The sequence below is a fragment of the Natrinema sp. 1APR25-10V2 genome (genome assembly GCF_031626495.1).
Lineage (GTDB): Archaea > Halobacteriota > Halobacteria > Halobacteriales > Natrialbaceae > Natrinema.
Genome location: NZ_JAMQOJ010000006.1, coordinates 264,354 through 287,183, shown reverse-complemented (window position 1 = coordinate 287,183; position 22,830 = coordinate 264,354). Strand labels below are relative to the sequence as shown.

Annotated in this window: 27 protein-coding genes; 14 read left to right on the top strand and 13 right to left on the bottom strand. The window is 59.5% G+C overall.

Going from position 1 to position 22,830, the window contains the following annotated elements:
- Window positions 1–33: 33 nt before the first annotated feature.
- The 3 genes from NDO75_RS19790 to NDO75_RS19780 are packed head-to-tail and all read left to right on the top strand — an operon-like array spanning window position 34 to window position 2,393.
- The gene (locus NDO75_RS19790) at window positions 34–1,059 is read left to right on the top strand and encodes a methyltransferase (protein WP_310908333.1); all 1,026 of its coding nucleotides are present in this window, start codon (window positions 34–36) and stop codon (window positions 1,057–1,059) included.
- A gap of 15 nt (window positions 1,060–1,074) precedes the next feature.
- On the top strand, window positions 1,075–1,947 hold the full coding sequence (locus NDO75_RS19785; protein ID WP_310908332.1) for a plastocyanin/azurin family copper-binding protein: 873 nt from the start codon (window positions 1,075–1,077) through the stop codon (window positions 1,945–1,947).
- A gap of 44 nt (window positions 1,948–1,991) precedes the next feature.
- Window positions 1,992–2,393, top strand: coding sequence for a nuclear transport factor 2 family protein (locus NDO75_RS19780; protein WP_310908331.1), 402 nt, complete (start codon window positions 1,992–1,994; stop codon window positions 2,391–2,393).
- Between the two features lie 204 nt (window positions 2,394–2,597).
- On the opposite strand, the gene NDO75_RS19775 is transcribed toward NDO75_RS19780, so the two are convergent.
- Complete coding sequence (locus tag NDO75_RS19775; protein ID WP_310908330.1) at window positions 2,598–3,458, bottom strand: metallophosphoesterase; 861 nt, start codon at window positions 3,456–3,458, stop codon at window positions 2,598–2,600.
- 195 nt (window positions 3,459–3,653) lie between these two features.
- On the opposite strand from NDO75_RS19775, the gene NDO75_RS19770 reads away from it, so the two are divergent.
- Complete coding sequence (locus NDO75_RS19770) at window positions 3,654–4,553, top strand: polysaccharide deacetylase (protein ID WP_310908329.1); 900 nt, start codon at window positions 3,654–3,656, stop codon at window positions 4,551–4,553.
- Here the strand turns inward: NDO75_RS19770 and NDO75_RS19765 are convergent.
- Both NDO75_RS19765 and NDO75_RS19760 read right to left on the bottom strand, forming a co-directional pair.
- Window positions 4,544–5,548 carry an asparaginase gene (locus tag NDO75_RS19765; RefSeq protein ID WP_310908328.1) on the bottom strand — a complete coding sequence of 335 codons (1,005 nt, stop codon included), beginning with the start codon at window positions 5,546–5,548 and terminating at the stop codon, window positions 4,544–4,546. The two genes, NDO75_RS19770 and NDO75_RS19765, sit on opposite strands and share 10 nt — an antisense overlap.
- A 54-nt stretch (window positions 5,549–5,602) precedes the next feature.
- On the bottom strand, window positions 5,603–5,944 hold the full coding sequence (locus tag NDO75_RS19760) for a zinc ribbon domain-containing protein (RefSeq protein WP_310908485.1): 342 nt from the start codon (window positions 5,942–5,944) through the stop codon (window positions 5,603–5,605).
- Here NDO75_RS19760 and NDO75_RS19755 point away from each other — a divergent pair.
- The 3 genes from NDO75_RS19755 to NDO75_RS19745 all read left to right on the top strand — a co-directional run bounded on the left by NDO75_RS19755 (window position 5,939) and on the right by NDO75_RS19745 (window position 7,389).
- On the top strand, window positions 5,939–6,385 hold the full coding sequence (locus tag NDO75_RS19755) for a hypothetical protein (protein ID WP_310908491.1): 447 nt from the start codon (window positions 5,939–5,941) through the stop codon (window positions 6,383–6,385). The two genes, NDO75_RS19760 and NDO75_RS19755, sit on opposite strands and share 6 nt — an antisense overlap.
- 399 nt (window positions 6,386–6,784) lie before the next feature.
- The gene (locus NDO75_RS19750) at window positions 6,785–6,940 is read left to right on the top strand and encodes a hypothetical protein (protein WP_310908327.1); all 156 of its coding nucleotides are present in this window, start codon (window positions 6,785–6,787) and stop codon (window positions 6,938–6,940) included.
- Window positions 6,937–7,389 carry a hypothetical protein gene (locus NDO75_RS19745; protein ID WP_310908326.1) on the top strand — a complete coding sequence of 151 codons (453 nt, stop codon included), beginning with the start codon at window positions 6,937–6,939 and terminating at the stop codon, window positions 7,387–7,389. Before NDO75_RS19750 ends, NDO75_RS19745 begins: the two co-directional genes overlap by 4 nt.
- Before the next feature lie 352 nt (window positions 7,390–7,741).
- On the opposite strand, the gene NDO75_RS19740 is transcribed toward NDO75_RS19745, so the two are convergent.
- Window positions 7,742–8,869, bottom strand: a complete 1,128-nt coding sequence (locus tag NDO75_RS19740; RefSeq protein WP_310908325.1) for a hypothetical protein — start codon at window positions 8,867–8,869, stop codon at window positions 7,742–7,744.
- 121 nt (window positions 8,870–8,990) lie between these two features.
- Here NDO75_RS19740 and NDO75_RS19735 point away from each other — a divergent pair, with 121 nt between their 5' ends.
- Entirely contained in the window at window positions 8,991–9,749 is a 759-nt protein-coding gene (locus NDO75_RS19735; RefSeq protein ID WP_310908324.1) for a hypothetical protein, read from the top strand.
- Window positions 9,750–9,768: 19 nt separating this feature from the next.
- On the opposite strand, the gene NDO75_RS19730 is transcribed toward NDO75_RS19735, so the two are convergent.
- Both NDO75_RS19730 and NDO75_RS19725 read right to left on the bottom strand, forming a co-directional pair.
- A complete protein-coding gene (locus NDO75_RS19730) occupies window positions 9,769–10,152 on the bottom strand; it encodes a helix-turn-helix domain-containing protein (RefSeq protein ID WP_310908323.1) in 384 nt (127 codons plus the stop codon).
- A gap of 2 nt (window positions 10,153–10,154) precedes the next feature.
- Complete coding sequence (locus tag NDO75_RS19725) at window positions 10,155–10,733, bottom strand: NADPH-dependent FMN reductase (protein WP_310908484.1); 579 nt, start codon at window positions 10,731–10,733, stop codon at window positions 10,155–10,157.
- A 250-nt stretch (window positions 10,734–10,983) separates the two neighbouring features.
- Here NDO75_RS19725 and NDO75_RS19720 point away from each other — a divergent pair, with 250 nt between their 5' ends.
- On the top strand, window positions 10,984–11,253 hold the full coding sequence (locus NDO75_RS19720) for a hypothetical protein (protein WP_310908322.1): 270 nt from the start codon (window positions 10,984–10,986) through the stop codon (window positions 11,251–11,253).
- 85 nt (window positions 11,254–11,338) lie between these two features.
- On the opposite strand, the gene NDO75_RS19715 is transcribed toward NDO75_RS19720, so the two are convergent.
- On the bottom strand, window positions 11,339–12,073 hold the full coding sequence (locus NDO75_RS19715; protein WP_310908321.1) for a helix-turn-helix domain-containing protein: 735 nt from the start codon (window positions 12,071–12,073) through the stop codon (window positions 11,339–11,341).
- 89 nt (window positions 12,074–12,162) lie between these two features.
- On the opposite strand from NDO75_RS19715, the gene NDO75_RS19710 reads away from it, so the two are divergent.
- Together NDO75_RS19710 and NDO75_RS19705 are read left to right on the top strand one after the other, a co-directional pair.
- Complete coding sequence (locus NDO75_RS19710) at window positions 12,163–13,275, top strand: rhodanese-like domain-containing protein (RefSeq protein WP_310908320.1); 1,113 nt, start codon at window positions 12,163–12,165, stop codon at window positions 13,273–13,275.
- A gap of 3 nt (window positions 13,276–13,278) precedes the next feature.
- Window positions 13,279–14,571 carry an MFS transporter gene (locus NDO75_RS19705; protein ID WP_310908319.1) on the top strand — a complete coding sequence of 431 codons (1,293 nt, stop codon included), beginning with the start codon at window positions 13,279–13,281 and terminating at the stop codon, window positions 14,569–14,571.
- A gap of 215 nt (window positions 14,572–14,786) precedes the next feature.
- Here the strand turns inward: NDO75_RS19705 and NDO75_RS19700 are convergent, their stop codons facing one another.
- The 5 genes from NDO75_RS19700 to dpsA (NDO75_RS19680) form a co-directional block, all read right to left on the bottom strand.
- Entirely contained in the window at window positions 14,787–15,929 is a 1,143-nt protein-coding gene (locus tag NDO75_RS19700) for an acyl-CoA dehydrogenase family protein (protein ID WP_310908318.1), read from the bottom strand.
- 153 nt (window positions 15,930–16,082) lie between these two features.
- On the bottom strand, window positions 16,083–17,021 hold the full coding sequence (locus NDO75_RS19695; RefSeq protein WP_310908317.1) for a winged helix-turn-helix domain-containing protein: 939 nt from the start codon (window positions 17,019–17,021) through the stop codon (window positions 16,083–16,085).
- 245 nt (window positions 17,022–17,266) lie between these two features.
- Window positions 17,267–17,836, bottom strand: coding sequence for a DNA starvation/stationary phase protection protein DpsA (gene dpsA / locus NDO75_RS19690; protein ID WP_310908316.1), 570 nt, complete (start codon window positions 17,834–17,836; stop codon window positions 17,267–17,269).
- Window positions 17,833–18,414 carry a DNA starvation/stationary phase protection protein DpsA gene (gene dpsA / locus NDO75_RS19685; protein WP_310908315.1) on the bottom strand — a complete coding sequence of 194 codons (582 nt, stop codon included), beginning with the start codon at window positions 18,412–18,414 and terminating at the stop codon, window positions 17,833–17,835. Before dpsA (NDO75_RS19685) ends, dpsA (NDO75_RS19690) begins: the two co-directional genes overlap by 4 nt.
- Before the next feature lie 12 nt (window positions 18,415–18,426).
- Entirely contained in the window at window positions 18,427–18,975 is a 549-nt protein-coding gene (gene dpsA / locus NDO75_RS19680) for a DNA starvation/stationary phase protection protein DpsA (protein WP_310908314.1), read from the bottom strand.
- Window positions 18,976–19,366: 391 nt separating this feature from the next.
- Here dpsA (NDO75_RS19680) and NDO75_RS19675 point away from each other — a divergent pair, with 391 nt between their 5' ends.
- From NDO75_RS19675 to NDO75_RS19665, 3 genes are all read left to right on the top strand, one after another.
- Window positions 19,367–20,689 carry a cytochrome P450 gene (locus NDO75_RS19675; RefSeq protein ID WP_310908313.1) on the top strand — a complete coding sequence of 441 codons (1,323 nt, stop codon included), beginning with the start codon at window positions 19,367–19,369 and terminating at the stop codon, window positions 20,687–20,689.
- Between the two features lie 589 nt (window positions 20,690–21,278).
- A complete protein-coding gene (locus NDO75_RS19670) occupies window positions 21,279–21,554 on the top strand; it encodes a PadR family transcriptional regulator (RefSeq protein ID WP_310908312.1) in 276 nt (91 codons plus the stop codon).
- A gap of 402 nt (window positions 21,555–21,956) precedes the next feature.
- On the top strand, window positions 21,957–22,127 hold the full coding sequence (locus tag NDO75_RS19665; protein ID WP_310908311.1) for a hypothetical protein: 171 nt from the start codon (window positions 21,957–21,959) through the stop codon (window positions 22,125–22,127).
- A gap of 312 nt (window positions 22,128–22,439) precedes the next feature.
- On the opposite strand, the gene NDO75_RS19660 is transcribed toward NDO75_RS19665, so the two are convergent.
- A complete protein-coding gene (locus NDO75_RS19660) occupies window positions 22,440–22,769 on the bottom strand; it encodes a hypothetical protein (protein ID WP_310908310.1) in 330 nt (109 codons plus the stop codon).
- Window positions 22,770–22,830 lie beyond the last annotated feature (61 nt).

Sequence of the window (22,830 nt, the reverse complement as noted above, 5' to 3'; positions counted from 1 at the left end):
CTGTGGTCAACGGGACCACGGAGGCCAACAGGCATGACAGAAGACGGGCCGACTCCCGAACGAATCTTGGAAATCGGACAGGGATTTTGGGCCGCCAAAGCGTTACTGAGCGCCACCGAACTCGGTCTCTTCACGGAACTCGAGCGAAACGGACCGCTCACGGTCGAAGAAATAGAGGAGGCGATCGGCCTGCATCCAAGGGGGTCACGGGATTTCCTGGACGCCCTCGTGGCACTCGGTCTCCTCGATCGGGAGAACTACGAGTATCGGAACGCCCCGGAGGCAGCGACCTACCTCGTGGAAGACAAGCCGTCGTCGTTCGTCGGCTGGTTCGAGATGGTCAACGACCGTCTCTATCCGTTCTGGGGTGACCTCGAAACCGCACTCCAGACGGGACGGCCCCAGAACGAACTCGAAGACGACGAGGCTCACCCCTTCGAAGGGGTCATCTATCACGACGACGCGATCCTCGAACAGTTCGTCGGCGCGATGACCAGTTTCAGCATGGCCGCAGCGGATGTCATCGCTAACGAGTTCCCCTGGGCGGACCATGAGTCGGTCGTCGATTTAGGGACGAGCGAAGGCGTCGTTCCCCGCCGTATTGCCGAGGTGAACGACCACGTCCGCGCGATCGGAGCGGATCTCCCCCGGATCGAACCGTACTTCGAGAACTTCACCGGGGAGAGTCCCACCGCCGACCGCATCGAGTTCCGGACCGTCGACTTCTTCACCGACGAGTCGCTGCCCGCCGCTGATGTCTACGTCCTCGGCCACATTCTCCATGACTGGTCGGTCGACGAAACGAGAGCGATACTCTCGAAAGTGTACGACGCGGTGGAGCCCGGCGGTGCAGTTATCGTCTACGGAACGATGATCGACGAGGACCGCAGGAATGCGGTGTTGCCGCTCTTGATGAGCCTGAACATGCTGATCGAGACGCCGGACGGTTCGGACTACACCCCTGGCCAATGTATCGAGTGGCTCCACCAAGCCGGATTCGAGGGCGGAGAGACCACTCCCCTACCCGGTCCCGATACGATGGTCGAAGCAAAGAAATAGCACGTTCCACCGAAAATGCTCCAAGAGATTCACGACGGCGAGCCCAGACGAACTGGTTCGACAACCGACTGTGAAGATACCGACCGATCCGAGCGGCAGTCGAACGCGATTCCGAGCGTCGGACGACGACCGCTCCTGAAAGCGCTCGGGGTCGGTGCCCCACTCTCGGTCGGTGGCGGGGTCGTTGCTGCCAGCCAAAACGATCCACAGACTCCGCGTATCGATTCACACTACGGGTACGCGACGCCGAGCGCGAAAGACATCCCGGACAAACTCGAGCCGGACCACACGGTCGAACTCCGCGTCAGTGACCCGGCACCGGGGGAGCATGGTCCGCTGTTCCACTTCGAGCCGACGGGGCTTACGGTAGACGCCGGAGATATCGTTCAGTTCCGATTCACCACGCCGGATCACACGGTTACGGCCTATCATCCGGCACACGGATACCAACGGCGAATTCCCGCCGATGCGCCGCAGTTTTCCTCGCCGGTCGTCGGCGCAGGTGGGACGTGGTTGTACCAGTTCGAAGAAGAAGGGTTGTACGACGTGTTCTGTGCGCCCCACCACATCTTCGGGATGAACATGCGACTCGTCGTCGGGAACCTCGACGAGGACGATGTCCCCGACTACGAGGATACGTTCGAAGGGGCCGAAGGACCACCGCCACTCCTGGCCCCCTTCAGCAAGCAGTTCCTCGAGGGGGAACTCAACCGCTTCAGCGGACCGAACGCGAACGACAACGCCGAATGGGTGTGGCTGACGCCGAGAGAAGTACTCGACACGGACGTACTCGACCCGAATTCCATCCAGGCGGGCGATGGGACGGTATCGTTCGACGACGTTCTCGCCGACATCGAACGGGTCAGCGGAGGGCACAGCCATGACTGATTCACTACTCGTCGAGAGCAGACGCTCCATCGATGGGGGTACCAATGGTCGCGAATGACGACACCTTGACTCGAGAGCAGATCGAAGACCTGTTGCGGGCCTTCGAAAAAGGGGATACGGAGACAGCCGCCGCGTTCTGGGCAGAAGATGGGGTATTCATCGACCCACACTACCCCGAACCCGAGTACCGCGGGCCCGACGAAATCCGCAGAGCACTCGATTGGGCGCTGGAAAATATCGTCGAAGAACCCGGCCTCACCGTGCGCAAGGTCTGGGAAGACGACGGCACCTTCGCTCTCGAAGTGAACACACACCACCTCATGCAGGACGGAGCCGAAGTCGATTTCCCACAAGTGTTCGTCATCGAAAGCGACGCAGGAGCGATTGCTCGGTGGCGGTCATACTTGCCCTTCCCGCCACCCCCCTCAAATCAGCCTACAGGGTGATAGGTCGAGCGCCTCGGGGCTTGTCCCCGAAGTACTTCGCATCTCGAATCGTCGCGTAGTACTCTCTTGACCGGTCACAGTCGAGATGTGCGGTCGCCCACTCTGGTTCGAGAAAGACCGCAAAGTCCGTATACGTGTTGTCGTCGAGGGCGGACGGCACCCTCGAGTTGCGAATCCCATCTCGATAGCAAATAAGGAAACCGGTCACTCGACCGGCGGTTCGGCGTCCGTGATCGAAACGTCGTCCTCCTCGAGCGTCACGGCGTAGGCGCTTCGGAAACCCGCGTTGAGACACGGCGTCCCGGCGACGGTCGCGACATCCTCGCGTTCGTGAATGTGCCCGCACGCGACGAACGAGATGTCGTGGTCAGCGAGGACGTTCTTGAGCGCGATCGAGCCCCAGTGACGGCCGCCGATGCGTGGGACCGACTCCGCGACGCGGTCGAGCGAGGTGTCGAACGGCGGGACGTGAGTCAGCACGATCCGTCCGGTGCCCGGTTCGGTCCCGGTCGCGAGCGACCTGAGCGTCTCGTACCGTTCTGTGTAGGTCGCGAACTGGCTCTCGAACCCGTCGATTCGGTTTCGTAATTCGGCAAGCGTCGCGTCCGCTTCGTTGCTGCCGGCGCGGGCGAGCGTCCGCTTGAGCCACACGTCCGGGTCGTCCAGGCCAGCCACCGCTTCCGGATCGTATCGGACTTCGGGACCCGCGTCGAAAATCTCACTGCCGAACCCGGCCACGTGGTACCCCTCGAGCGCGGCCGTCTCGCGATGGAGGTTCCGTCCCCGCGTCGTCCCACGGACCAGATTCGCGTGCCGTCGGTAGTCATGGTTACCCGGGACGGTCAGGATCGGAACGCCGAGTTCGTCCAGTTGCCGAAAGAAGGCCTGCGCCTCCACGACGCCAACCAGTTCCTCTTGCTGTGGTTTCCCATCGGTCACAGTTACGCGGGAGTGAGCGACGTCGCCGACGGTGAGGACCGCGTCGAATCGATCCCACGACGGATGCGGATCGGCGGTGAATCCATCCTGGCCGAGGTGGAGGTCTCCGAGTACGAGCAGTCGCATTCGGACTCGCATCGAACGAACGACACACAGCGGCTTAATACTGTGTCCGATCGCCGGGCAGTTTTCGAACTTGGGACCGGCACGCGACCGTCAGACGTTCGACGGAGACCACGGTCGACCAGTCGACTCACGAAACGGTCACGAACGGCCGTAATACAGTTCTTTACCGCTGGTGGGTGGAGCCACGGCCGCACCATGAGTACCGTCGACGTAGCGATCGGTGTGGACGCGGACTGCGTCGCCGGCTGGCTGGGCTCCTACGGGGGTGCGGACTCGCCCGCAGATCTCTCCAGGGGACTGGCCGCCGGGAACGAAGGCATTCCGCGCATGCTCGCGCTCTTCGAGGAGCAGGATGTCCAGACGTCGTGGTACGTCCCCGGGCACACGATCGAGACCTTCCGCGACGAGATCGAGGCGATCGCGGCCGCCGGCCACGAACTCGGCGTTCACGGCTACTCCCACGAGAACCCGACCGACCTCTCGAGGGAACAGGAAGACGAGATCCTCGAGGTCTCGATCGAGCTCATCGAGGACGTTACCGGGTCGGAGCCGGTCGGTCACCGTGCCAGCTGGTGGGAGTTCAGCGAGAACACGCCGGAGTTAGTCGAGAAACACGGCTTCCTGTACGACAGCAGCCTGATGGAACGGATGTTCGAACCGGGATGGATGCGCAAGGGCGACAGCTGGGAGAAGATCCAGTACGACCAGGAGCCCGAGACGTGGATGGAGCCCTACCAGTACGGTGACGAGACCGACGTCGTCGAGATCCCGATCAGCTGGTACCGCGACGACATTCCACCGATGCTGTTCATCAAGCAACCGATCTACCACGCCGGGTACAAGGACCCGGAGATGATGTACGAGCAGTACTACAAGCGCCAGTTCGACTACCTCTACGACCGCCGCGGGGCGGGCGTCTACACGTTCACGATCCATCCCGACATCCACGGCCTGCCCCACATGATTCCCCTCCTCGAGGAGTTCATCCAGTACGTCAAGGGCCACGAGAACGCGCGGTTCGTCACCCTCGAGACGATCGCCGAGACGTTCACAGACGACCCGTCGGTGTACGAGAGCGAGAGCGACTACGTTTGATCGCTCGGTGACCGCGACCGATCGGCCGACGCAAACGCCGCCCGGATCGCTTCCGGGTCGTCGAACGCCTCGAGCGCCAGTGCAAGCCGAAGTCTGGCCTGCTGTGCGGAGAGGTCGCCAGCGAAGATTGCGCCGTACTCGCGGAGTCGTTCCCCGCCCCCGTCGCCGCCGTAGACCGGCGTGACCCGCCCCTCGAGACAGCGTGACGCGACCACGACGGGGATGTCCGAATCGATCGCGTCACGGACGGCGTCGGCGACGCCCGCCGTCGCGTTCCCGAGCCCCGTTCCTTCGATCACGATGCCGTCTGCGTCGCGCTCGAGCGCGGCCTCGAGGAGGTCCCCAGTGACGGCGCTACCGCTCTTGATCGTGAAGACGGTCGCCGCGAGCGACGTCGTCTCGATCGGCCGGGTCTCGCTTCTCGGCGGCCGGTGGATCGCAACGCCGTTCCGGTCGATCGTCGCGACCGGACCCGCATTTTTCGATCGGAAGGCCTCGAGAGCTGACGTATGGGCCTTCGTCACCGTCCGCGCGCTGTGAACCTCCTCGTTGAACGCGACGAACGTACCGCCGGCACCGCGGTCGGCGAACGCCTTTCCGGCTCGTACGGCCGTCAGGAGGTTGCTCGGCCCGTCCGAACTCACCTCGTCCGGGCGACGCTGAGCACCCGTCAGAATCACCGGCGTCTCCGGCCGAATGGTGACGTCGAGATAGTAGGCCGTCTCCTCCATCGTGTCCGTCCCGTGGGTGATGACGACGGCATCGGCGGAGGGATCGACGTCGAGTTCGTCGACGCGATCGGCGATCTCCTCGAGCGTCTCAGCGTCTATCTCGAAGCTCGGAATCTGTGCGACGGATTCGACAGAAAGCGTCGCGTACGTCTCGAGTTCGGGAACCGCCTCGAGGAGTTCCGGCCCCGTCTGGGTCGGTTTTGCCCCAGTGTCCGTCTCCGTGCTCGCGATAGTTCCGCCCGTACTGAGAAGGGTGACGTTCATACTGTTGACTTCCTCCCACCCCTGAAGGGATAGTTTCCTCCGCGGGTGAGTCGGCTATGCCGATACCCCGGAAGCAAATTTCCCCCTGTGCGGGGTACTCCGGTTTGCGGATTCCTCGTTGGTCGAGCGATCCCGCCGTCGCCAGCGGTGATCGGCCCACTCGAGACAGGGTACCCCGTGGTGTCCCTTCTCCGTCGTGTTCTCTCGGGAGACCGCGGGCCGAGCCATCGCCCCATCCTTTGCGTGTTCGACGAGTAGGTTCTCCGACGCCGCCAAATCCGAATGCCCCTCGAAGCCACAGTCGTAGCACGTGAGCAAGTCACCCTCGCGATGCACGTTCCCCGACGCGCACTCCGGACACGTTGAGGAAGAACCGGACTCGCTGACCTCATGCACCGGGATGTCGTACTCGCCCTCCAGTACCTCTCGCAAGCGGCGGCGGAACCGGCCGTGACTCCAGAACTGGTGGGTTTTCTCGTTCACCCGCGCACTCCAGTGTTCCTGAAGCACATCATCGAGGTCGCCGGCAACCACCGCGCCGACGCCGCGTTCCGCGAGCCATTCTGCGAGATCGCGGACGAGGGCGTCTTGGAGGTGGTAGACGCGTTCGGTACGCCGGCGGTACAGCTGGCGGATGCGCTGACTCGACCACTCTCCGTAGGCGAGTTCTTCTTGCAGGGCGGCGATCCGCTCCGTAGTCTATCGGAAACGTTTGAATGGGGAGCGGGCGTGATAGAGGCGTTGCGAGCCGGCGGAGGTGGTGACGGCGACGAGGTTGTTCGCGCCGATATCCAAGGCTGCCACCACCGCGTCGTCGCCCTCGGTGGCGGCCAGTGATTCATCCCGTCTGAGAACAGCTTCGGAAACGGGTTGTCGTGCCCTGAACGCTTCGGCGTCTCTGTCGTACACCAGTTCCAACCGACCTTGATCGCCCTCCCACCGCGGGTCGCCGCGGGCTTCGAGGCGTTCGTGGTAGCCGAGGCCGTACTTCTCTTTCAAGTCGAAGCCAACCGGGATTTCCAGCCGTGACCGCTCACCCCACTCGAGTGTGTATTGGTCGTTGCGGACGAGGGTCTGGAGGGCAGCTCGCATCGTGTCACATTCACGCAAGCGGTCGAAAAAGTGAGCGGAGATTTGCGGCCGTTCCAGCAGGAAGGTCGATATCGGCTCCGTAGCGATGTTTATCGCCCCTGGAGAGGTGGAGGGGCTGTTCAGTTGTCCCCTCCGGAGTGACAGATGGCAACGAGAGACATTTACACGGATACATGCGACGAAGACGTCCAGGCAACGACGACCGACTGTCCCGACTGTGGCGGCAATGTCTACCAGACTGACCGCGAAACAATCTATGAGGATTATGATCTTGTCTTCGAGGAAAACCACCTCGATTGAGGGCGCGAAGTGACGGGCCGGAATCGAAGAAACGGACTGGCGCACCACTGACGCCGACGCGTCGCGATCGCGGTCTCTCTGCCGAGATCGGCTATCGACGTGATAGGTCCGGAAACACCCTCTCGAATAGAAAGCGACGACAACTAGACCGACTACGTCGCGAACAGTCGCGTGCCCAGTGGCAATCGAAAGGAGAGCGCAATCTCGGCTACGGGCTGAGCGAAGTCCGACGGATCGTCGCGAGTCTCGGGTTAGCAAAAAGCATCCGCGACCAAGCATGCGCCCTTTTTCGAACTGCACACTCCGAACGGCTCTGCCAGGGAGGCTCGCTCGAGGCGGTAGCCGTGGCCAGCGTCTACACAACAACTCGATGTAACGGACTCAGACGGAAATCGCTGCCAGTGCACGTTATGGGCTGTCCGGACTCACTAATAAGAGCGGGACGCTGAACGGGAACGGGGATTACAGCGGATGCAGCGCGAAAGTTCTCGGATTAATCCGTGGGGCGAAGATTATAATATTTACTTGGAGCTCTTTCGCATATTCGGATGCCGAGCCCGAGGCAAGCCCACCACAGCCGCTGTCTCGGTCGGGGGCCGTACTGGCTCGGCCCAAAGTCCCGGCATCCGACCGGGAAACTCCCACGTGGGGATGCCCGTCTGTGACGGGTGCTGGTCTGTGACCAGCAGAACCCCACGACTTCAGTCGTGGGAGAAGTCAGACTCCCGACGGATCTTCGGTCCGGCAGACCGGAAGTCCCACGCTCAAGCCCACGAGTTTACTCGTGAGTAGATGACAGATTCAGTTCGGCGTCGAAACGAGCTTCATCGCTTGTTCAGTTAGCCGGTACCGATACGCCGGCCGGACGAGCACGATCTGTCCGTAAGCCTCTGACTTCGTGACTTCTTCAGAGGACTCGATCACTTCGACAGCCGTATTCAGTCGGTCTACTGGATTACCGGACCGCAGAAACGCTTCGACCTGCTCTGGTTCGATACCGAATTCCGCAGCCAAGATACTTCGAACTGTCCGCCCAACGCCGTCAGCGACGGCGACGGACGGCTCTGAAGCACTCGCCTGCGGCCCGTCACGCTCCGCGGCATCCTCAGCGAGTGCTGTGACCTGCAGTTCATCGTCGATGTGCGCGATGAGGGCATCCAGGTTTGCCTCCGCTTCCTCAGTCACCTGCCCGTTCACGATCCCGTCAAGGCGCTCGCTAATCGCAAAGATGTCCGGTCCAGACGGCGCTGTCTGCGCAAGCACCCCAGCATCGACAAGGTGATTCAACACTGTCCTCGGTTGGTACTCGATATCAACATCAAGCGAGTCGGGCATCTCCGCTCGCTTGATACCCTCTTGCTCGGGACCGATCCCCGCGTTGTAGAACGCCTTTGCAATGCTTACCTGATCGTCGACGCTGTGTGTGTTCCCCTTTCGTTCCCGGATATACCGCTCCAAGCGGTCGAAATCTGTGTCGCCATCCTCGTCAATGGTGAGTGCGTCCATGACTTGTCCCGGGAGTTCCGGACGTGGCGCGTCACGGTGCCGTTGGGCTTTCTCTGAAAGGCGCGTGTTGTCGTAGAGTGCGCGCGCTACGGGGAGCCCACGAAGATAGTTGTACTCGTAGAGAATCTCCACACCGCGTTCAGTCAGGCCGTAGAACTGCGATGGGAGATCGCGGGCGTCCTCGTTCGGCGGATGTCGATAGCAGTCGATGATATCATTGTCAGTGAGAACCTCCAGCTGGTCCCGGATTGCGGCTTTGTTCTTCGGCATCATGTACGCCAGCTCATCGAGGGATGGGAGATGCTCCGGGTGGCCAAGGATGAACTGCAGGATCAAGTGCCGCGTCTCCTGAGACAGGAGGTCGTAGATCTGCCGCTGTTCCTCGAACGGGCCGTTACCCTTTGCGGCAGACGCGTCACTCATGGTCTCACTTAGAAGTACCTCGGCGACGCGAATAATACTTTGGGTCAACTGGTGTGGTTAGAAAGCGTTTAAGCCATACTAGTCAGCAAGCTATTTATTTTCTCACCAAGGAACACTCAATATGGCTGACCCCAGCCCGCCTCCGAACGCGGCGGAGATCATGGAGAGCGTGAACGAGGCGCTCCGAGGTCTCGAGTTAGAACCACACGAGATCTCGGACATACTGGGGTTCGCCAATCAAGAACTCCCGCACCTCCACACGCCCGAAGACTCGTATTTCATCCTCGGCAGCTACCGTGACCCATATCTTCGACGGCTCCGCATCGTCCAGAACGAACTGGACAAGCGGCTCGGTACATATCCGTTCCTAATGGCTGATCTCTCGGAGTTGGATATCGACCGCCTCCCTGTCTTCCGCATTCGATTCACGCTCCTCGCCGCGCACGCCGACACCATCGTCGCGGTATATGAACAGGACGCCGGCGGGGAAGTCACCGAACTCGGGAAAATAAGCACGACGCCGTACTTCGCTAAATCGTACGTGCTACCGCGGGACTACGCGTGGATGACTGAACAAAACCTCCTCACTGAGGCAGACGTCGTCGCCGCTGCCGCGACTATCTACTTCAACGACGACCTCGACGAAGCCACCACCGAAGAAGAACTCGACTCACTCGTCACAACAGCCAGCAAAACCGATATTTCCCTCACGACACCAGAAGTCATCGACCGTCTAGAGGATCGAGAAGACAGCGAACACGCGCCCGTCTCATACAGCTGGGTCCATCTCAACGAATTCCGCCTCTTCGAACTCCACGACCGATGCTTCGCCTGGTCCAGTCCAGATGACCTACGCAATGTCGTAAATGAAGTTCCGTAGTACTGGGTTACGCTCTGAATTAGTCGTCCCGAAGTCGAGGGTTCGGACCGTCCGGTACTTCCTCCCCCCACTCTTGGGCCCACTCGTCCAGCCCCGCTAACACGTCGACGAGTTCGTCTCCTTTTCTGGAGAGGCCATAATAGACCGCAACCGGTGCGTCTTCCTCCATTCGCCGGGTGACGATATCGTTCTCGACTAGTTCGTCAAGCGCGTCAGAGAGGGTCTTGGAACGGGCACCCGTCGCTCGCTTGAGTTCGTTGAATCGCTGTTCGCCCTCTTTGAGGGCATAGATGACGTTCAGACGCCACGGTGTCCCGATTTGGTCGATGGCCTGAACGACTGGACATGCCGACGCGTTCTGTGTCTCGATCTCGTTCTGTCTCGAGTCGGTTTCGGCGGACACGATCAATCAGCCGTGGGAACGGCGCAGGCGGCAGTAGTTTCGGGATACGATTCGACGCCCGCGTATTCGACGAGGTCAGTTCCGAGAGTATCGATGCGCTCGACCAGGCTCTCATCAGTTACTTGCCCGTCTTCGAATGCGCTGTGCGAATCGGGGATCGCGACCTGGTGAGGGAGCACCCACGCGTCCAGCGCCCGGGCGACTGACCGGAGATGCTCCAGAGCCGGGGTCGGGAACCCGCCGCCAGAGACGACCAAGAGGCCAACCGTCGAGTTCTCGAACTCGTCGAAACCACAGTAATCGAGGGCGGTCTTCAGGACCGACGAGTACGAGCCGTGATACATCGGGGATCCCAGCAAAACCCCATCGGCGTTCCGCACACGTCTGCGGAGCTCTGGAGCGTCCCCGGCATCGGTCCGGTCGGGATCGAAGACCGGGAGGTCCAACGCAGCCAGGTCCACGAGATCGGTCGTGGCGCCGTTGGACTCGGCCGCTGCCAGGGCTCGTTCGAGCGCGTGACGAGTGTGACTCCCGTCGCGTTGGCTTCCGCACAGTGCGACTATATGTTCGCTACTATTCATGTGCATGCCTTATCGAATTGCACGTCCCAAGCCCAGTTAAGCGCTCGGTGGAACCCATTCCAGTAAATTGTCGGACATATCTCGAGCCCCCGCTCTCTCTGGATAGCGACCACCGCTTCGGCGAAAACCGTATCGGCACTTCGGGTTCCGGACCGGCTCGAGAAGGAACCGGCTCAGCCAGCAAGAAAGGGGAGTGCCGTCCGATACGTGACGTGTGTGGTTGATATCCGGTCAGAGGACGACTACGAGTATGCACCTTGGACTCGTCCTGGAGACGAACGACCCAGAACGCGTCTGGAACCCATTCCGTCTCGCAAATACCGCGCTCGATGTGGATTACAGAGTTGAAGTCTTTCTCTTCGGTGACGGTGTTGAGGAACCTGACTCTGAGCACGAGAAAATTACCCTACACGGCGTGATGCGCAAGTACACCAGAACGGAGGCGAACTCGCTGCCTGTGGGACGTGTCTTGACTCCCGCGACCTCGAATCGGACGTTCTTCGACCTCGTGCGACGGTGAAGGACTATCTGCGAATCGTCGAGGATGCCAGGAACGTGCTTACGATCGGGTAGCCAAGCGCTCACCGCCAGCGAATCGGGGCAATTTAGTCGGCAGCCTGTTCGGCCTCACGCGTCTCTTCTACTTGCAATGGGTCTGCCATCGATGTCGCAGTGACCAGTCGGAGGTACTGTCCCGCGTTCGTGAGGAGTTTGTTCTCCGCCTTCCGGAGGTGTTCTTCGTATGTCGAGCGAGCGACAGCCGTCTGTTTAGCCAGCTCCCGCAACGACGTTTTCCGAGGTTGCTCGTAGTACCCGCTTTCCAGTGCCAATTGGAGCGCCGCTAACTGCCGATCGGTGAGGTCCTCGAATAGTTGATTAGCCGGTGCCAGCATACTATGCGGAATCTGCGTCTCCGAGATCGAGGTCTTCGAAAGCAACTCGATCTCTCTGTCGGAGCGCAGTTCGCTCAACAATTCTCGAACGTCTTCGCTGTCAAATGCGACCACTGTGTAGTGTTCCCAGCCCTGATGATAGATCGTCGGCGACTGATACAGACAGTTGTATTTCTCAAAACGGTCGACGATGGATTCCTCTAGTGAACAGAGACAGGATTGCGTGACGACGTGATACCCGTCATCGTCCTCCGATTCGTGAAGGACGGTGCCGATTTGATTGATCTCGTCGAGCAATTCGTCGGTCGGCGTTGTTTCCGTGGTGATTTCGAGTACTTGGCAGTCGCTCAACGGCCATTCGCGTATCGTCAGGTCTGGATACCGTTCTGAAATCGATCGGTACGGACACTCGTGTTTGACCCGGATCGACGCCTCGTAGAGACCCATACGAGTAATTTCGAGCTGGTCAAAATTAACGGTGCCGGTCATGACCGGCAGTAGCCATATGCAAATATCCCACTTATTCGGGACTACCGATGCAAGAGCTACTGCCGGAAGACCTTAGCGAACAGCTCCAAGACGAGGATAGCAAGCCACTTGTCCTCGATATTCGCCATGAAGCGGACTTCGAGGAATGGCATATCCCCGGCAGTCTCAACGTCGATGTCTACGACGAATTAACTGGCGACCCCGAGCAGGCTAAGGAACTCCTTTCGGATCTCCCGCGTGAGGAACAGATCGTCACTGTCTGTGCCGCAGGGGTCGTCTCAGAGACCGCGACGAACGCACTCCGAGAACTGGGCTACGATGCGGTGACGCTCACGGACGGGATGAATGGTTGGAGTCGCGTTCATCGACATGCATCCGTTCCTGTTGACTTCGATGGTACGCTCGTTCAGGTCGCACGCCCGGGGAAAGGCTGCCTCTCGCACGTCCTCGTTTCGGACGGTGAAGCCGCAGTCTTCGACCCATCGCACTATCTCAAGGAGTACGAGGCGATCCTCAACGAGTACGACGCCGAACTCATCGGTGTCTTCGATACGCATGCCCACGCCGACCACGTCTCGGGCGCTGCAGAACTCGCCGATCGACACGGCATCTCCTACTACCTCCACCCAAAGGACGCTCTCTCTATCGACGCAACGCCCCTTGAAGATGGGCAGACCGTGACTGTGGGCCCCCTCGATATCGAGGTTATCCACACACCGGGACACAGCGAGGGGAGCGTCTCGTTCGCCGTCGACGGTGCAGCGCTGATCACGGGAGACACGCTCTTCCACGAGAGTGTCGGCCGTGTGGAACTCGGTGTCGAAGCCGGAATCGAAGACTCCGACGTTGAGCAGAATGCTGCGACGCTCTATGAGAGCCTCCAGCGACTACTCGACCGGCCAGACGACATTCTGATCTTGCCAGCACACGACCCCGGTTCGCCTGAACCGCCAGTAACTGCGACCATCGCTGAAGTCAAAGAATGGAACGATGACCTCGGGCGTGACCGCGAGGAATTCATCCGAGAACTCGCGTCGGATATCCCGGATCATCCGCCGAATTTCGAACGCGTCAAGCGAACGAACGTAGGGGCGGAATCGGTTCCTGCCGACGAGTTGGCCGACCTGGAACTGGGGCCCAACAACTGCGCAGCTGAGTGAATCATGAGTACGGAAACTGAACTTAAACAGGGCATCCGTGAACATCTTGGGCAGTTCTCGCTGCACGTCCTGCTGGTGTTCGCAACGGGCCTGACTATTGGGTCTGAACGTGCCGTCGTGCCCGTGCTGGGCCGTGACGTGCTCGGCGTCGAATCGCTGTTCGTCATCGGCTCGTTCGTCGTTTCGTTCGGCTTCGTCAAGGCGCTGCTCAACCTCTACGCCGGCAAGTGGGGGAGCGAGTACGGACGTAAGCCGGTACTCGTTCTCGGGTGGGCGACGGCACTTCCCCTCCCGATCATCCTCATCTTCGCTCCAAGTTGGGGCTGGATCACCGTCGGGAACGTTCTGCTGGGTATCAATCAGGCGCTGACGTGGAGTATGGCGATCAACGCCAAGATTGACATTGCGGGTCCCGAGCAGCGCGGACTTGCCGTCGGTATCGACGAGGCGTTCGGGTACACCGGCGTCGCCGCCGGTGCCTGGATCACGGGCGTGATCGCTGCTCGCACGAGCCTTCGGCCTGAGCCGTTCTACTTCCTCGCTATCGTCGTCGTGCTGGCGTTCCTCATCTCGATCTTCCTAATCAAGGAGACGGTTCAACTCACGCAGGTAGAGGTTGATGACGACGACCACCACGACGCGAACCTCCCGTTCATAGAGGTACTGAAGCGGGCGACCTACGGGGACAGGACGCTGTTCGCCGCGGCACAGGCAGGTCACATCGAGAAGTTCGTCGATACGCTGTTCTGGCTCGCCGTCCCGCTGTATCTCACGAGTCAGGGACTCGGAATCGCAGCAGTCGGGTTCATCATCGGCGTCCACAGCGCAATGTATTTCCTCCAAATCGCAACTGGTGGCCTCGCAGATCGAATCGGTCGCCGTCCGCCGGTCATCGCCGGGATGTTCCTCGCCGGCGCGGGTATCCTCGGGATGGTTCTCGTCGATGGGTATCTCCTATGGGCGATTCTCTCGGGTGTTTCTGGGCTCGGGATGGCGTTGCTGTATCCGAATCTGATGACGGTTCCGGGCGATGCCGCTCACCCGACGTGGCGCGCGACCGGCATGGGAGTCTATCGGATGTGGCGTGACGCCGGCTATGGGGTCGGCGCGATCCTGATTGGGCTCTCGATGGAGTTCGTGAACGCGGAAGCCGCGTTCTACATGACTGCCCTCCTGATGTTCGTGTCAGGGGCAGTCGTCTACGTATGGATGGAAGAGACTCATCCCGAGTTCGGGACGCACGAACCGCCCGCACCTGCACCGGAGCAGTCAGACAGAACCGTACTTCAAAGCTAAAATATTCTCGAGGGTCACTGCATAGAGTCTGTCCTTCTCATCTACTGACAACAGTGGGAAATTTGCCTCCGGTGGCTCAGGCACGGCCTGAATCACCCACTCGGAGAATCCCACGGTTGCAGCCGTGGGAGGAAGGCAAAGCAGCGAGCTAGCGGAATCTACTGCTACCAGGGTCGTAATGGCCAATTCGGAATCAGAACTTCGCCGTCGATCTGTCAGGTAGTCGGGTGGGTCTCGTAAACCGCCTCGCCGAGCGCGTCCTTGTGTACTTCGTTCGGACCCCCGGCGATCGTCAGGAGTCGTGCGTCACGAAGGTGACGTTCGACGTGCTTTTCGGTCGTATAGCCGATGCCGCCGTGGAGCTGCAAGGCATCGTTCGCGTTATCGACGGCCGCCTGGGTCGCGTACACTTTCGCCATACTGAACTCTCGAGTCGGGTCCAGATCTCGATCGGCTTTGGCGGCGGCTCGGAGTGTGAGCAATCGAGCGACGTCTACTCGCTCGGCCATCTTGCCGATTTGCCACTTGACTCCCTGGAAATCAGCGATCGAGTGACCGGACTGTTCGCGCTGTTTCGTGTGCTCGACCGTGTCATCGAGCACCGCGCGGGCGATACCGACGCCTCGAGCGGGAACGTTCACCCCGACGTTTACCTCGCCGCGCTGCACGTACGCCTCCCCCACGTCTCCGATACGCTGGGTGTCGGAGACACGCACGTCCGTGAGCGTTGCTTTCGGCGATTTCACTGTGTTCGCTCCCAGGGTGTCCCAGACGGTCTCTACCTCGAATTCCTCGGTCGGAACGAGGAACGCACTGATGTTATGCGGCGCTTCCGTCTCTGGACCGGTTTTCGCATACGTGAGGACGTAGTCGGCGTGCTGGAAGTTCGTGATCCATCGTTTGTGGCCGTTCAGCACCCACGTATCACCGTCTCGCTCCGCAGTCGTTTCCATCTCCAGTTTGTTACTACCGGCGTTGGTCTCACTGAGACCGAGGGCTCCGACCGTCTCGAACGACGCCATGGCCGGAAGGTATCGCTCCCGTTGTGGCTCGGTCCCGAACTTGTCGATGACCGTTGCGATATCGAGGTGGAGCGCCAATGCACTCGCGACGGGCATCAGTGCGGCGGACAGTTCTTCGATGACCAGTGCGAGCTCGACCAATCCCTCTCCCTCGCCATCGTACTCTTCTGGAAGGGTCAATCCCGCGTAGCCTCGGTCCCCGAGTTCGTCGAGGATCGAAGTGGGATGTTCTTCGTTCTGGTCGAGTTCGATAGCTTGCGGCATGATGGTGGTCTGTGCGAACGTTCGAACGTCGTCTCGGAGTGCTCGTTGAGCGTCTGTGAGTTGGAAATCCATGGGCATCTCGAATGTAGGGCTTGTATGTCAGCTGTGTTGATATATCGCTTGCGAAGTAGGGCCGTTTTCTGAACCTTGACTGCCTAAATTCAGCTCAAACAGACGTTCTAAGTCCAGTTAAACGCTCGGTGAAACCCGTTCCAGTAAACATGATTATATTTCTGTTGTGGTCTCGTCGACGACCTCGAACGAATCCCCGACGGTGAAGCCCAGTGACTCTGGAGCGTCTACCACCGAGACCTCGACGCAGAGCGGATCGGTCTCTCGAACGGAGACGGCACCAGCGTCGACCACGAACCCGAGGTCCCACAGCGGCGTCTCGCGAACCTCGAGGCCGGCGTCGTGGAGTCGCCCCGTAACCGCCGGCCGCGTCAAGAGGACGACGCCGACAGGAACGAAGCTGTAGAAACTGCACCGGTCGCAGTCGACCGCAACGACCGCGGGATGATCCCGGGCGAAGTACTCGTCGTACCGGTCGAGCTGTTCGATGACGCCGATACAAGCCCCCTCTTCGTGGACCCGGCGAGTTAGCTCACGGTCGATTCGGCCGGCACAGAACGGGCAGACGCCCTCGAGGGCACACGACCAGACGAGTCTCGTCCGCCGATCGAAGGCCGCGACGATCGCGTCGTCGTCGCGGTCAGCGATACCGCCGGGGTCGAAGGGCCACTCGAGCGCACGGTTCCCACAGTCAGCGCAACGAATTCTGGCGATGTAGTCGGTATCGTACGTAAAGGTCAGTCGACCCCCGCACGACCGGCAGTGCTCGTCGAGTTCGACTGGCCCGACGGCGACTTGCTCGTGGAAGACGCCACTCTGAATCGCATCGAGGACGCGGTGACCGGGATACTGCAGTTCGTACCCCTCGTCGGTCTTCGCGACGAAGTGGTCCTGCAACTCCGAGAGATGGTACGTGAAGCTCCCGGAGTCGCGTTCACCGACCGTCTTCCGGAGTTCCGAGAACGATAACGAAAACCCGGGGGCATCCCACAACGCAAGCAAGATTTCCAGCCGCAGGTCGTGGCTCAGAGTCATAAACGCCGATTCGGCGTCAGTGGCAGCCTGAACTCGCTCGGACGGATCGCTGGCCATACGTGCCAAACCGGCACAATCGAGTATAAATGTTGAGCCGGCTTTGTCGAATTTCTTAGAAATTGACATGTTTTAGCTGAATTGAGCCGTCAGAACTGGTGGTTCATGACGGTTTTCAGCCGTCGGTCTTCGAGAGATTGCTTCTGGGACTCGGATGTCTGCTAAGACGACCGCTGGTCCCGAGCATCGGTGGGAGCAGTATCCAGATTGAGAAAGCGGATGCCAGGGGTCACCCCCGAGATGATTCACTTGGTCGCGTCGTGAAGAACGATCGTAGCGTCGGCAAGGTATTGATCGAGGACGTGAGCGTCCGCTTCGAGTGTCTTGAGATGTCGACGCAGGAGTTCGCTCGTCGCCGTATCACCGAGTCGGTCCGCCAGTTCGATGTGTTCGCGCCACTGCACCGCGAGCGTCGCGTACCCGTCGAGGTCACGCTCGAGCGACGAGCGGATATCGTAGTGATGGGGGTCTTCGATGAATATCGGCGCGTGTTGGCGGATACCCATCGGCCCGCAGGCCGGAACGCCGCCGAGCGCGGTGATCCGAATGGCGATGTCGTCGGTCATCTCCGTGAGCCGGTCGGCGGCGTCCGCGAGGAAGTCCCTGATCGGCTTCAGTTCGGCCCCCTCGGCGAGCCAGTAGTGCTTGCGCACCTGATTGAAGAGGATGTACAGCCCCGACACTTCGCTGTTCAAGGCCGTGACTAACTCTTCGGCGACGTCCCGTTCTAGTCGGAGTTCGTTGTCGGCGACCGTGTCCCATTCCTGACGGACGTGAGACGAGTCAGGGCTCCGGAGGTGTGGCGTTTCCATCATCGGTCCTGCAGCACCTCCGCTCGAACGAGCGTCTCGGCCTCGAGTAATCGCTCGACGACGTTGGCGTCCGCTTCGAGACCTTCGAGGTGGTCACGAAGCAGTTCAGCCGTGCCCTGATCGCCCCGTTCCTCTGCGAGAGCGACGTGTTCGCGCATACTGACGATGAGGGTCGCGTACCCCTCGAGATCGCCTTCCAAGGAGGCACGAAGGTCGTAGAGGTCCTCGGCCTCGAGGTGGACTTCGGCCCGTTCCTGCAGCGTCGGCGGTGTGTTCGGGGGAATCCCGCCCAGTTCGACGATCCGAATTGCGAGGTCGTCGTTGATCTCGCGCACGCGCTTGTAGGCCTCCTCGAGGAAGGCAGCGAGCTCCTCGTGTTCGGCACCTGCAGCGGTCCAGTAGTGCTTGCGAAGCAGGTAAAACAGGTTGAACGATCCCGCGTGGTCGACGCTCAGGGCGTCGACGATTTCCGCGGCGTCGGCGGGATCGACCCGGAGTGCGTTCTCCGCGATGGTACCCCACTCCTGACGGCGCTCGCCCGGCTCGGGCTCCCGAACGAGCCGGCCCTGTTTCTGTGCCATTCAGGTCACCGTTCAGTGAGTGGCGCTCTCGAGGACGAGGGTGTCGTCTTCGAGGTAGTGCTCGAAGTGGTGACCGTCTTCCTCGAGGTCGACGAGAATTTCGCGCAGCATCTCGCCGGTCGCGGGGTCACCGAGATTCTCGGCGAGTTCGATGCTGTCGCGCATCGACTCGATGATCTCGCCGTACATCTCGAGGTCGTTCTCGAACATCGTCCGGACGTCGTAGACGTCCTCGCCCTCGAACTCGACGGTCGCGCGCTCCTCGAGGTTCGACGGGCCCGAAACGGGGACGCCGCCCAGCGCCTGCGCGCGCTCGGCGATCTCGTCGGCGCCTTCCTCGACGTGTTCGTAGGCGTCCTCGAGGAACTCGTGGAGCGGGAGGAATTCAGCCCCTTCGACGACCCAGTGGTGTTTCTTGAGCTGGTGGTAGAGGACGTACGAGTTCGCCAGTTCGGAGTTCAGTGCCTCGACGATCTGCTCGGCTTTCTCCTGCTCGAGTCGGAGCGCGTTTTCCTCGACGGTACCGGCTTCTTGACGGACGGTTGACTCTTGGGTACTCATTGCATGGGGAGATAGCTCCTCCATCGTCTTATAGCTTTCAGAAGTCGAACATTTTTGGCGTGCCTAAATTCATTCTGCAAATTCAGTAACTCTCCTTTGTTTCTAAGAAAACGATTGGCGACAGAGGTCACTGAGTTAGTCCTGCAACCCAACTACAAAGCGGAGTCAGGGGGCCTGAGCTACCGATAGGTGATGCTCAGTCAATGATCAAACACTCGGCTCCCTCATTGACGGGATCGTCCTCCTCGTCTCAGATTTGATGGCACGTCGAGAACCACTAACCTACGGACAACTCACTGATACCGACGGCATTACGGTCGACAGTGCACTCGTCGGCCCGAACCAGAGGAGGCGGGCCAGGACTAAGACAGAGTAGTAGAAATATAGTGGTATGAGCGAGACGGAGCATCCGCCGTCTCCGGATGGTCTTCCGATTTTCGGGAACGGCGTCGCGTTTTCTCGGGATCCGGTTGAAGCGATGGAGTCGTGGGCTGCCCACGGTGATCTCGTTCACCTCCGGTTCATGGGTGAGTCAATGTACTTGGTGACACACCCGGATCTCATCAAACAGATTCTCGTCGAGGAACAGCACAAATTCACCATTGGGCCGGAACAGCAGGAGACCTTCGCAGGTGTCGAAGATCACGCAATGACGACTGCGACTGGCGACCGGTGGAAACGACTGCGCCGGGCGGCACACCCGGCATTCACTCGTGAGAGTATCGCCAGTTACGGCGACCGCATGGCGTCCGTGACCGCCCGATTCGTCGATGAGTGGGCGGACGGCGAGCAGTTCGATCTACACGCAGAGATGCGTCGATTGACGGTACAGATTCTGGGTGAAACGCTGCTGGACGCGGATCTTCGCGGACAGGAGGAGGTGGTGATCGAAGCTGCAGACGCACTCGTCGATCGAACGAACTTTCGACGACCAGGACAACTGCTTCCAGACTGGATTCCGACACCGACCGACCGTCGGTTTCGCCGCACAGTGCAGCGCCTCGACGCGTTCGTCGACGAACTCGTCGACGAGCGACGGGACACAGGGACAGCGGCGAGCGACGACGTCTGTGCGACGTTGCTCGCTGCTCACGAGGATGGTGACCTGACACTACCGGAAGTCAAGGGGAACCTGGTAGCGTTCCTGTTGGCGGGCCACGAGTCGCCTGCGGGTACGCTCACTCGAGTCTGGTACGTGTTCGAAGACAATCCCGACGTGTACGAAGCACTCTGTGAGGAGTACGACCGTGTCGTCAGTGGTGATCGACCGACCATCGAGCACTACGATGCACTCGAATACACGCAGCACGTCGTCGCAGAGACGCTTCGGATCTATCCACCGACGACGGGTGTCAACCGGCAGGCAACCGAGCCCGTGACGCTGGACGGCTACGAATTGCCCGAGGGGGCTCGGTTTCTGATTCCCCAGTGGGTCCCCCATCGGGACGAGCGGTTCTGGGATTACCCGGAAGCGTTCATTCCTGACCGATGGACTCGGGAGACCGATCGCCCGGAGTACGCGTACTTCCCGTTTAGCGGTGGGCCACGCGGCTGTATTGGGAACGATTTCGCTCGGCAAGAACTGACGTTGGCGCTGGCGACGATGGTCGGTCGCGTCGACCTCGACGTGACTGCCGACGAGCCATTGACGTTCATTCCGTCAGTTCAACTCCGGCCTGCGACTGACATCACTGCGGAGGTTCGTCGACGGTGAGTTGCAGTGGAACGATTTGGAAATACCGGGGCAGATCGTCGATACTGCAATGCGCTATCTTCCAGTTTTGTTTGAACGAACTCATGCGTTTATTATCCCGGGACCATCTCGTTCATCACAATGGTGCTGAATGAAAAGTCCTGATAGGAGCCGTCGACCAATTTTCGTCAGTATTCTGCTCGTCTTTGCCGTCGGTCTCCATATCGTTTCTCGAATTATCGAGGTGAGTTCTGGAGTCTACCTTCACAACCTCTCCCGAGGATTCCAACCTCGGACAGAGTGGAAGACTCCAAACCGTGACTTCTCCCACGACTAAAGTCGTGGGCTTTCTCCTCGAATCTTGGGTAATATCCCAACTGCGGTCGGAATTCCTCCGCCTGAAGCGGCGGAGGATGTCGATATCGATGGAGTCGCCGTCTGTTCTGATAATTATGGTATACATCCACTGAAAGTCCCCGAGTCCCCATTCCCGACCGAGTTCGATAACAGACAGCTCTCAATGTCTGATAGAACTATAACCATTACTCACGGTTTTCTCGAATGAGATGGTAGTGGTATTATAGATATGGATCACATCGGATGAGATACCATGCATGACTTAACCGGATTCCAGCGTGATCTACTCTACGTCGTAAGCGGACTCGAGGAACCGCACGGCCTGGCGATCAAAGAGGAGATGGAAGAATACTATGAGAAAGAGGTTCATCATGGCCGGTTGTACCCAAACCTCGATGAACTCGTTGATAAGGGGTTGATCGACAAAAGTGAGAAAGATCGCCGGACGAACATATACGCCACTACCAGCCGAGGTCGTCGTGAACTCGAGGCTCGGCGGGACTGGGAAGACCAATACGTCGATCTCTGAGTACTGAAACTCGACTGGTAAGAGATCGGTCCGCTGATCGAATATCGCCGGTAGAACCAAGATACTCGTACCCCTCCGTCCGAAAAAGAGGATTTTCTTCTGGACGTCCCAGACGACTTGCTCTGCCTGTTTACCGCACATCTGGAAGAAACGGAGGACGGGTTACGTTATCGAAATATCTGCTCCTGAAGTGACGAACGGCCAAGTGACGACAAACGAGATGTATCGTGTATCACTTATTCAAACTGAAGCTTCTGACCTCGTTGAAGCACTCGAATATTGATAGTTTTTGGACTTTTTCTGAATAGCGAGCACCTCTGATGCACGTCCAGAAGTCACAGACCTGGATCAGTTGTGGGCGATACCGACAATATTATCCAAAGGTAGAGTCTACGGTATGGTATGACGGTCCTCCAGATGTTCGGAACCAACCCACTGGGTAGTTTAGTGCTGGCGTTAGTGGTCCCGTTCGTGATCGTTGTCTTCGGGACGTATCTAGGGGTTCTCGGGGCGCTTCAGACGTTCTTCGGTGAGTCGTCGTGGCAAGACGTCTCGAGCGTTGAGGAAGAATGAGACGTTCGCCCGCCGACCTCCCCCGATGCAGTGAGGGAGGTCATAAGAACCCGGGGGTTGGGTGGAGAGATTCCCCTCTTGGAGTTTCGGAATATGGTAGTGATAGAGCTTTAAATACGTTGCTTTGACTACCTCTGCTGAGACGTTGAGAAGGGTATCGGTATCGGATTCAAAGAGTGGTGCTTCATCCGCTAGATCCCCAAGCGCCAGTGGAGTCAGATACTTCTCGAGACAATACAGGGCGAACCGGCGCCGTTTCTCCGAGAGCAGATCGAGCAGTACGTCAGTGGACAGCTGGTATCCTGGATCTGTTTACCGGTCAGAGACGCCGTAATCGACGTGAATGGTTGGCGAACTCGCCGACTCCGGTGCCGGAACACCGTTCCAATCCACCGCTCGGATGTTCGCACACTCACCGGAGAACCGGAAACGTTGTACACCGGTTTCGATCGAACCTTCGGCCACTCCACCAGAGACTATGACGGCCTGTTCCATAGGGTCGTCAGCCACCATTTCGATCTCACCTGAAACCGAGATTTCGAAGTTAGAGGGGACACCTCGTCCAACAATTGTCACGAGATTGAGCAGGTCGCTATCATCTGTCCTCATACTTTGCTTATTTTCCGTTGTATCCCGAGTCATACCACATGCTCTCGAGCATCTCGATATAAGCTTTCTTGTCGGAATATCGGTAGATAGCTGA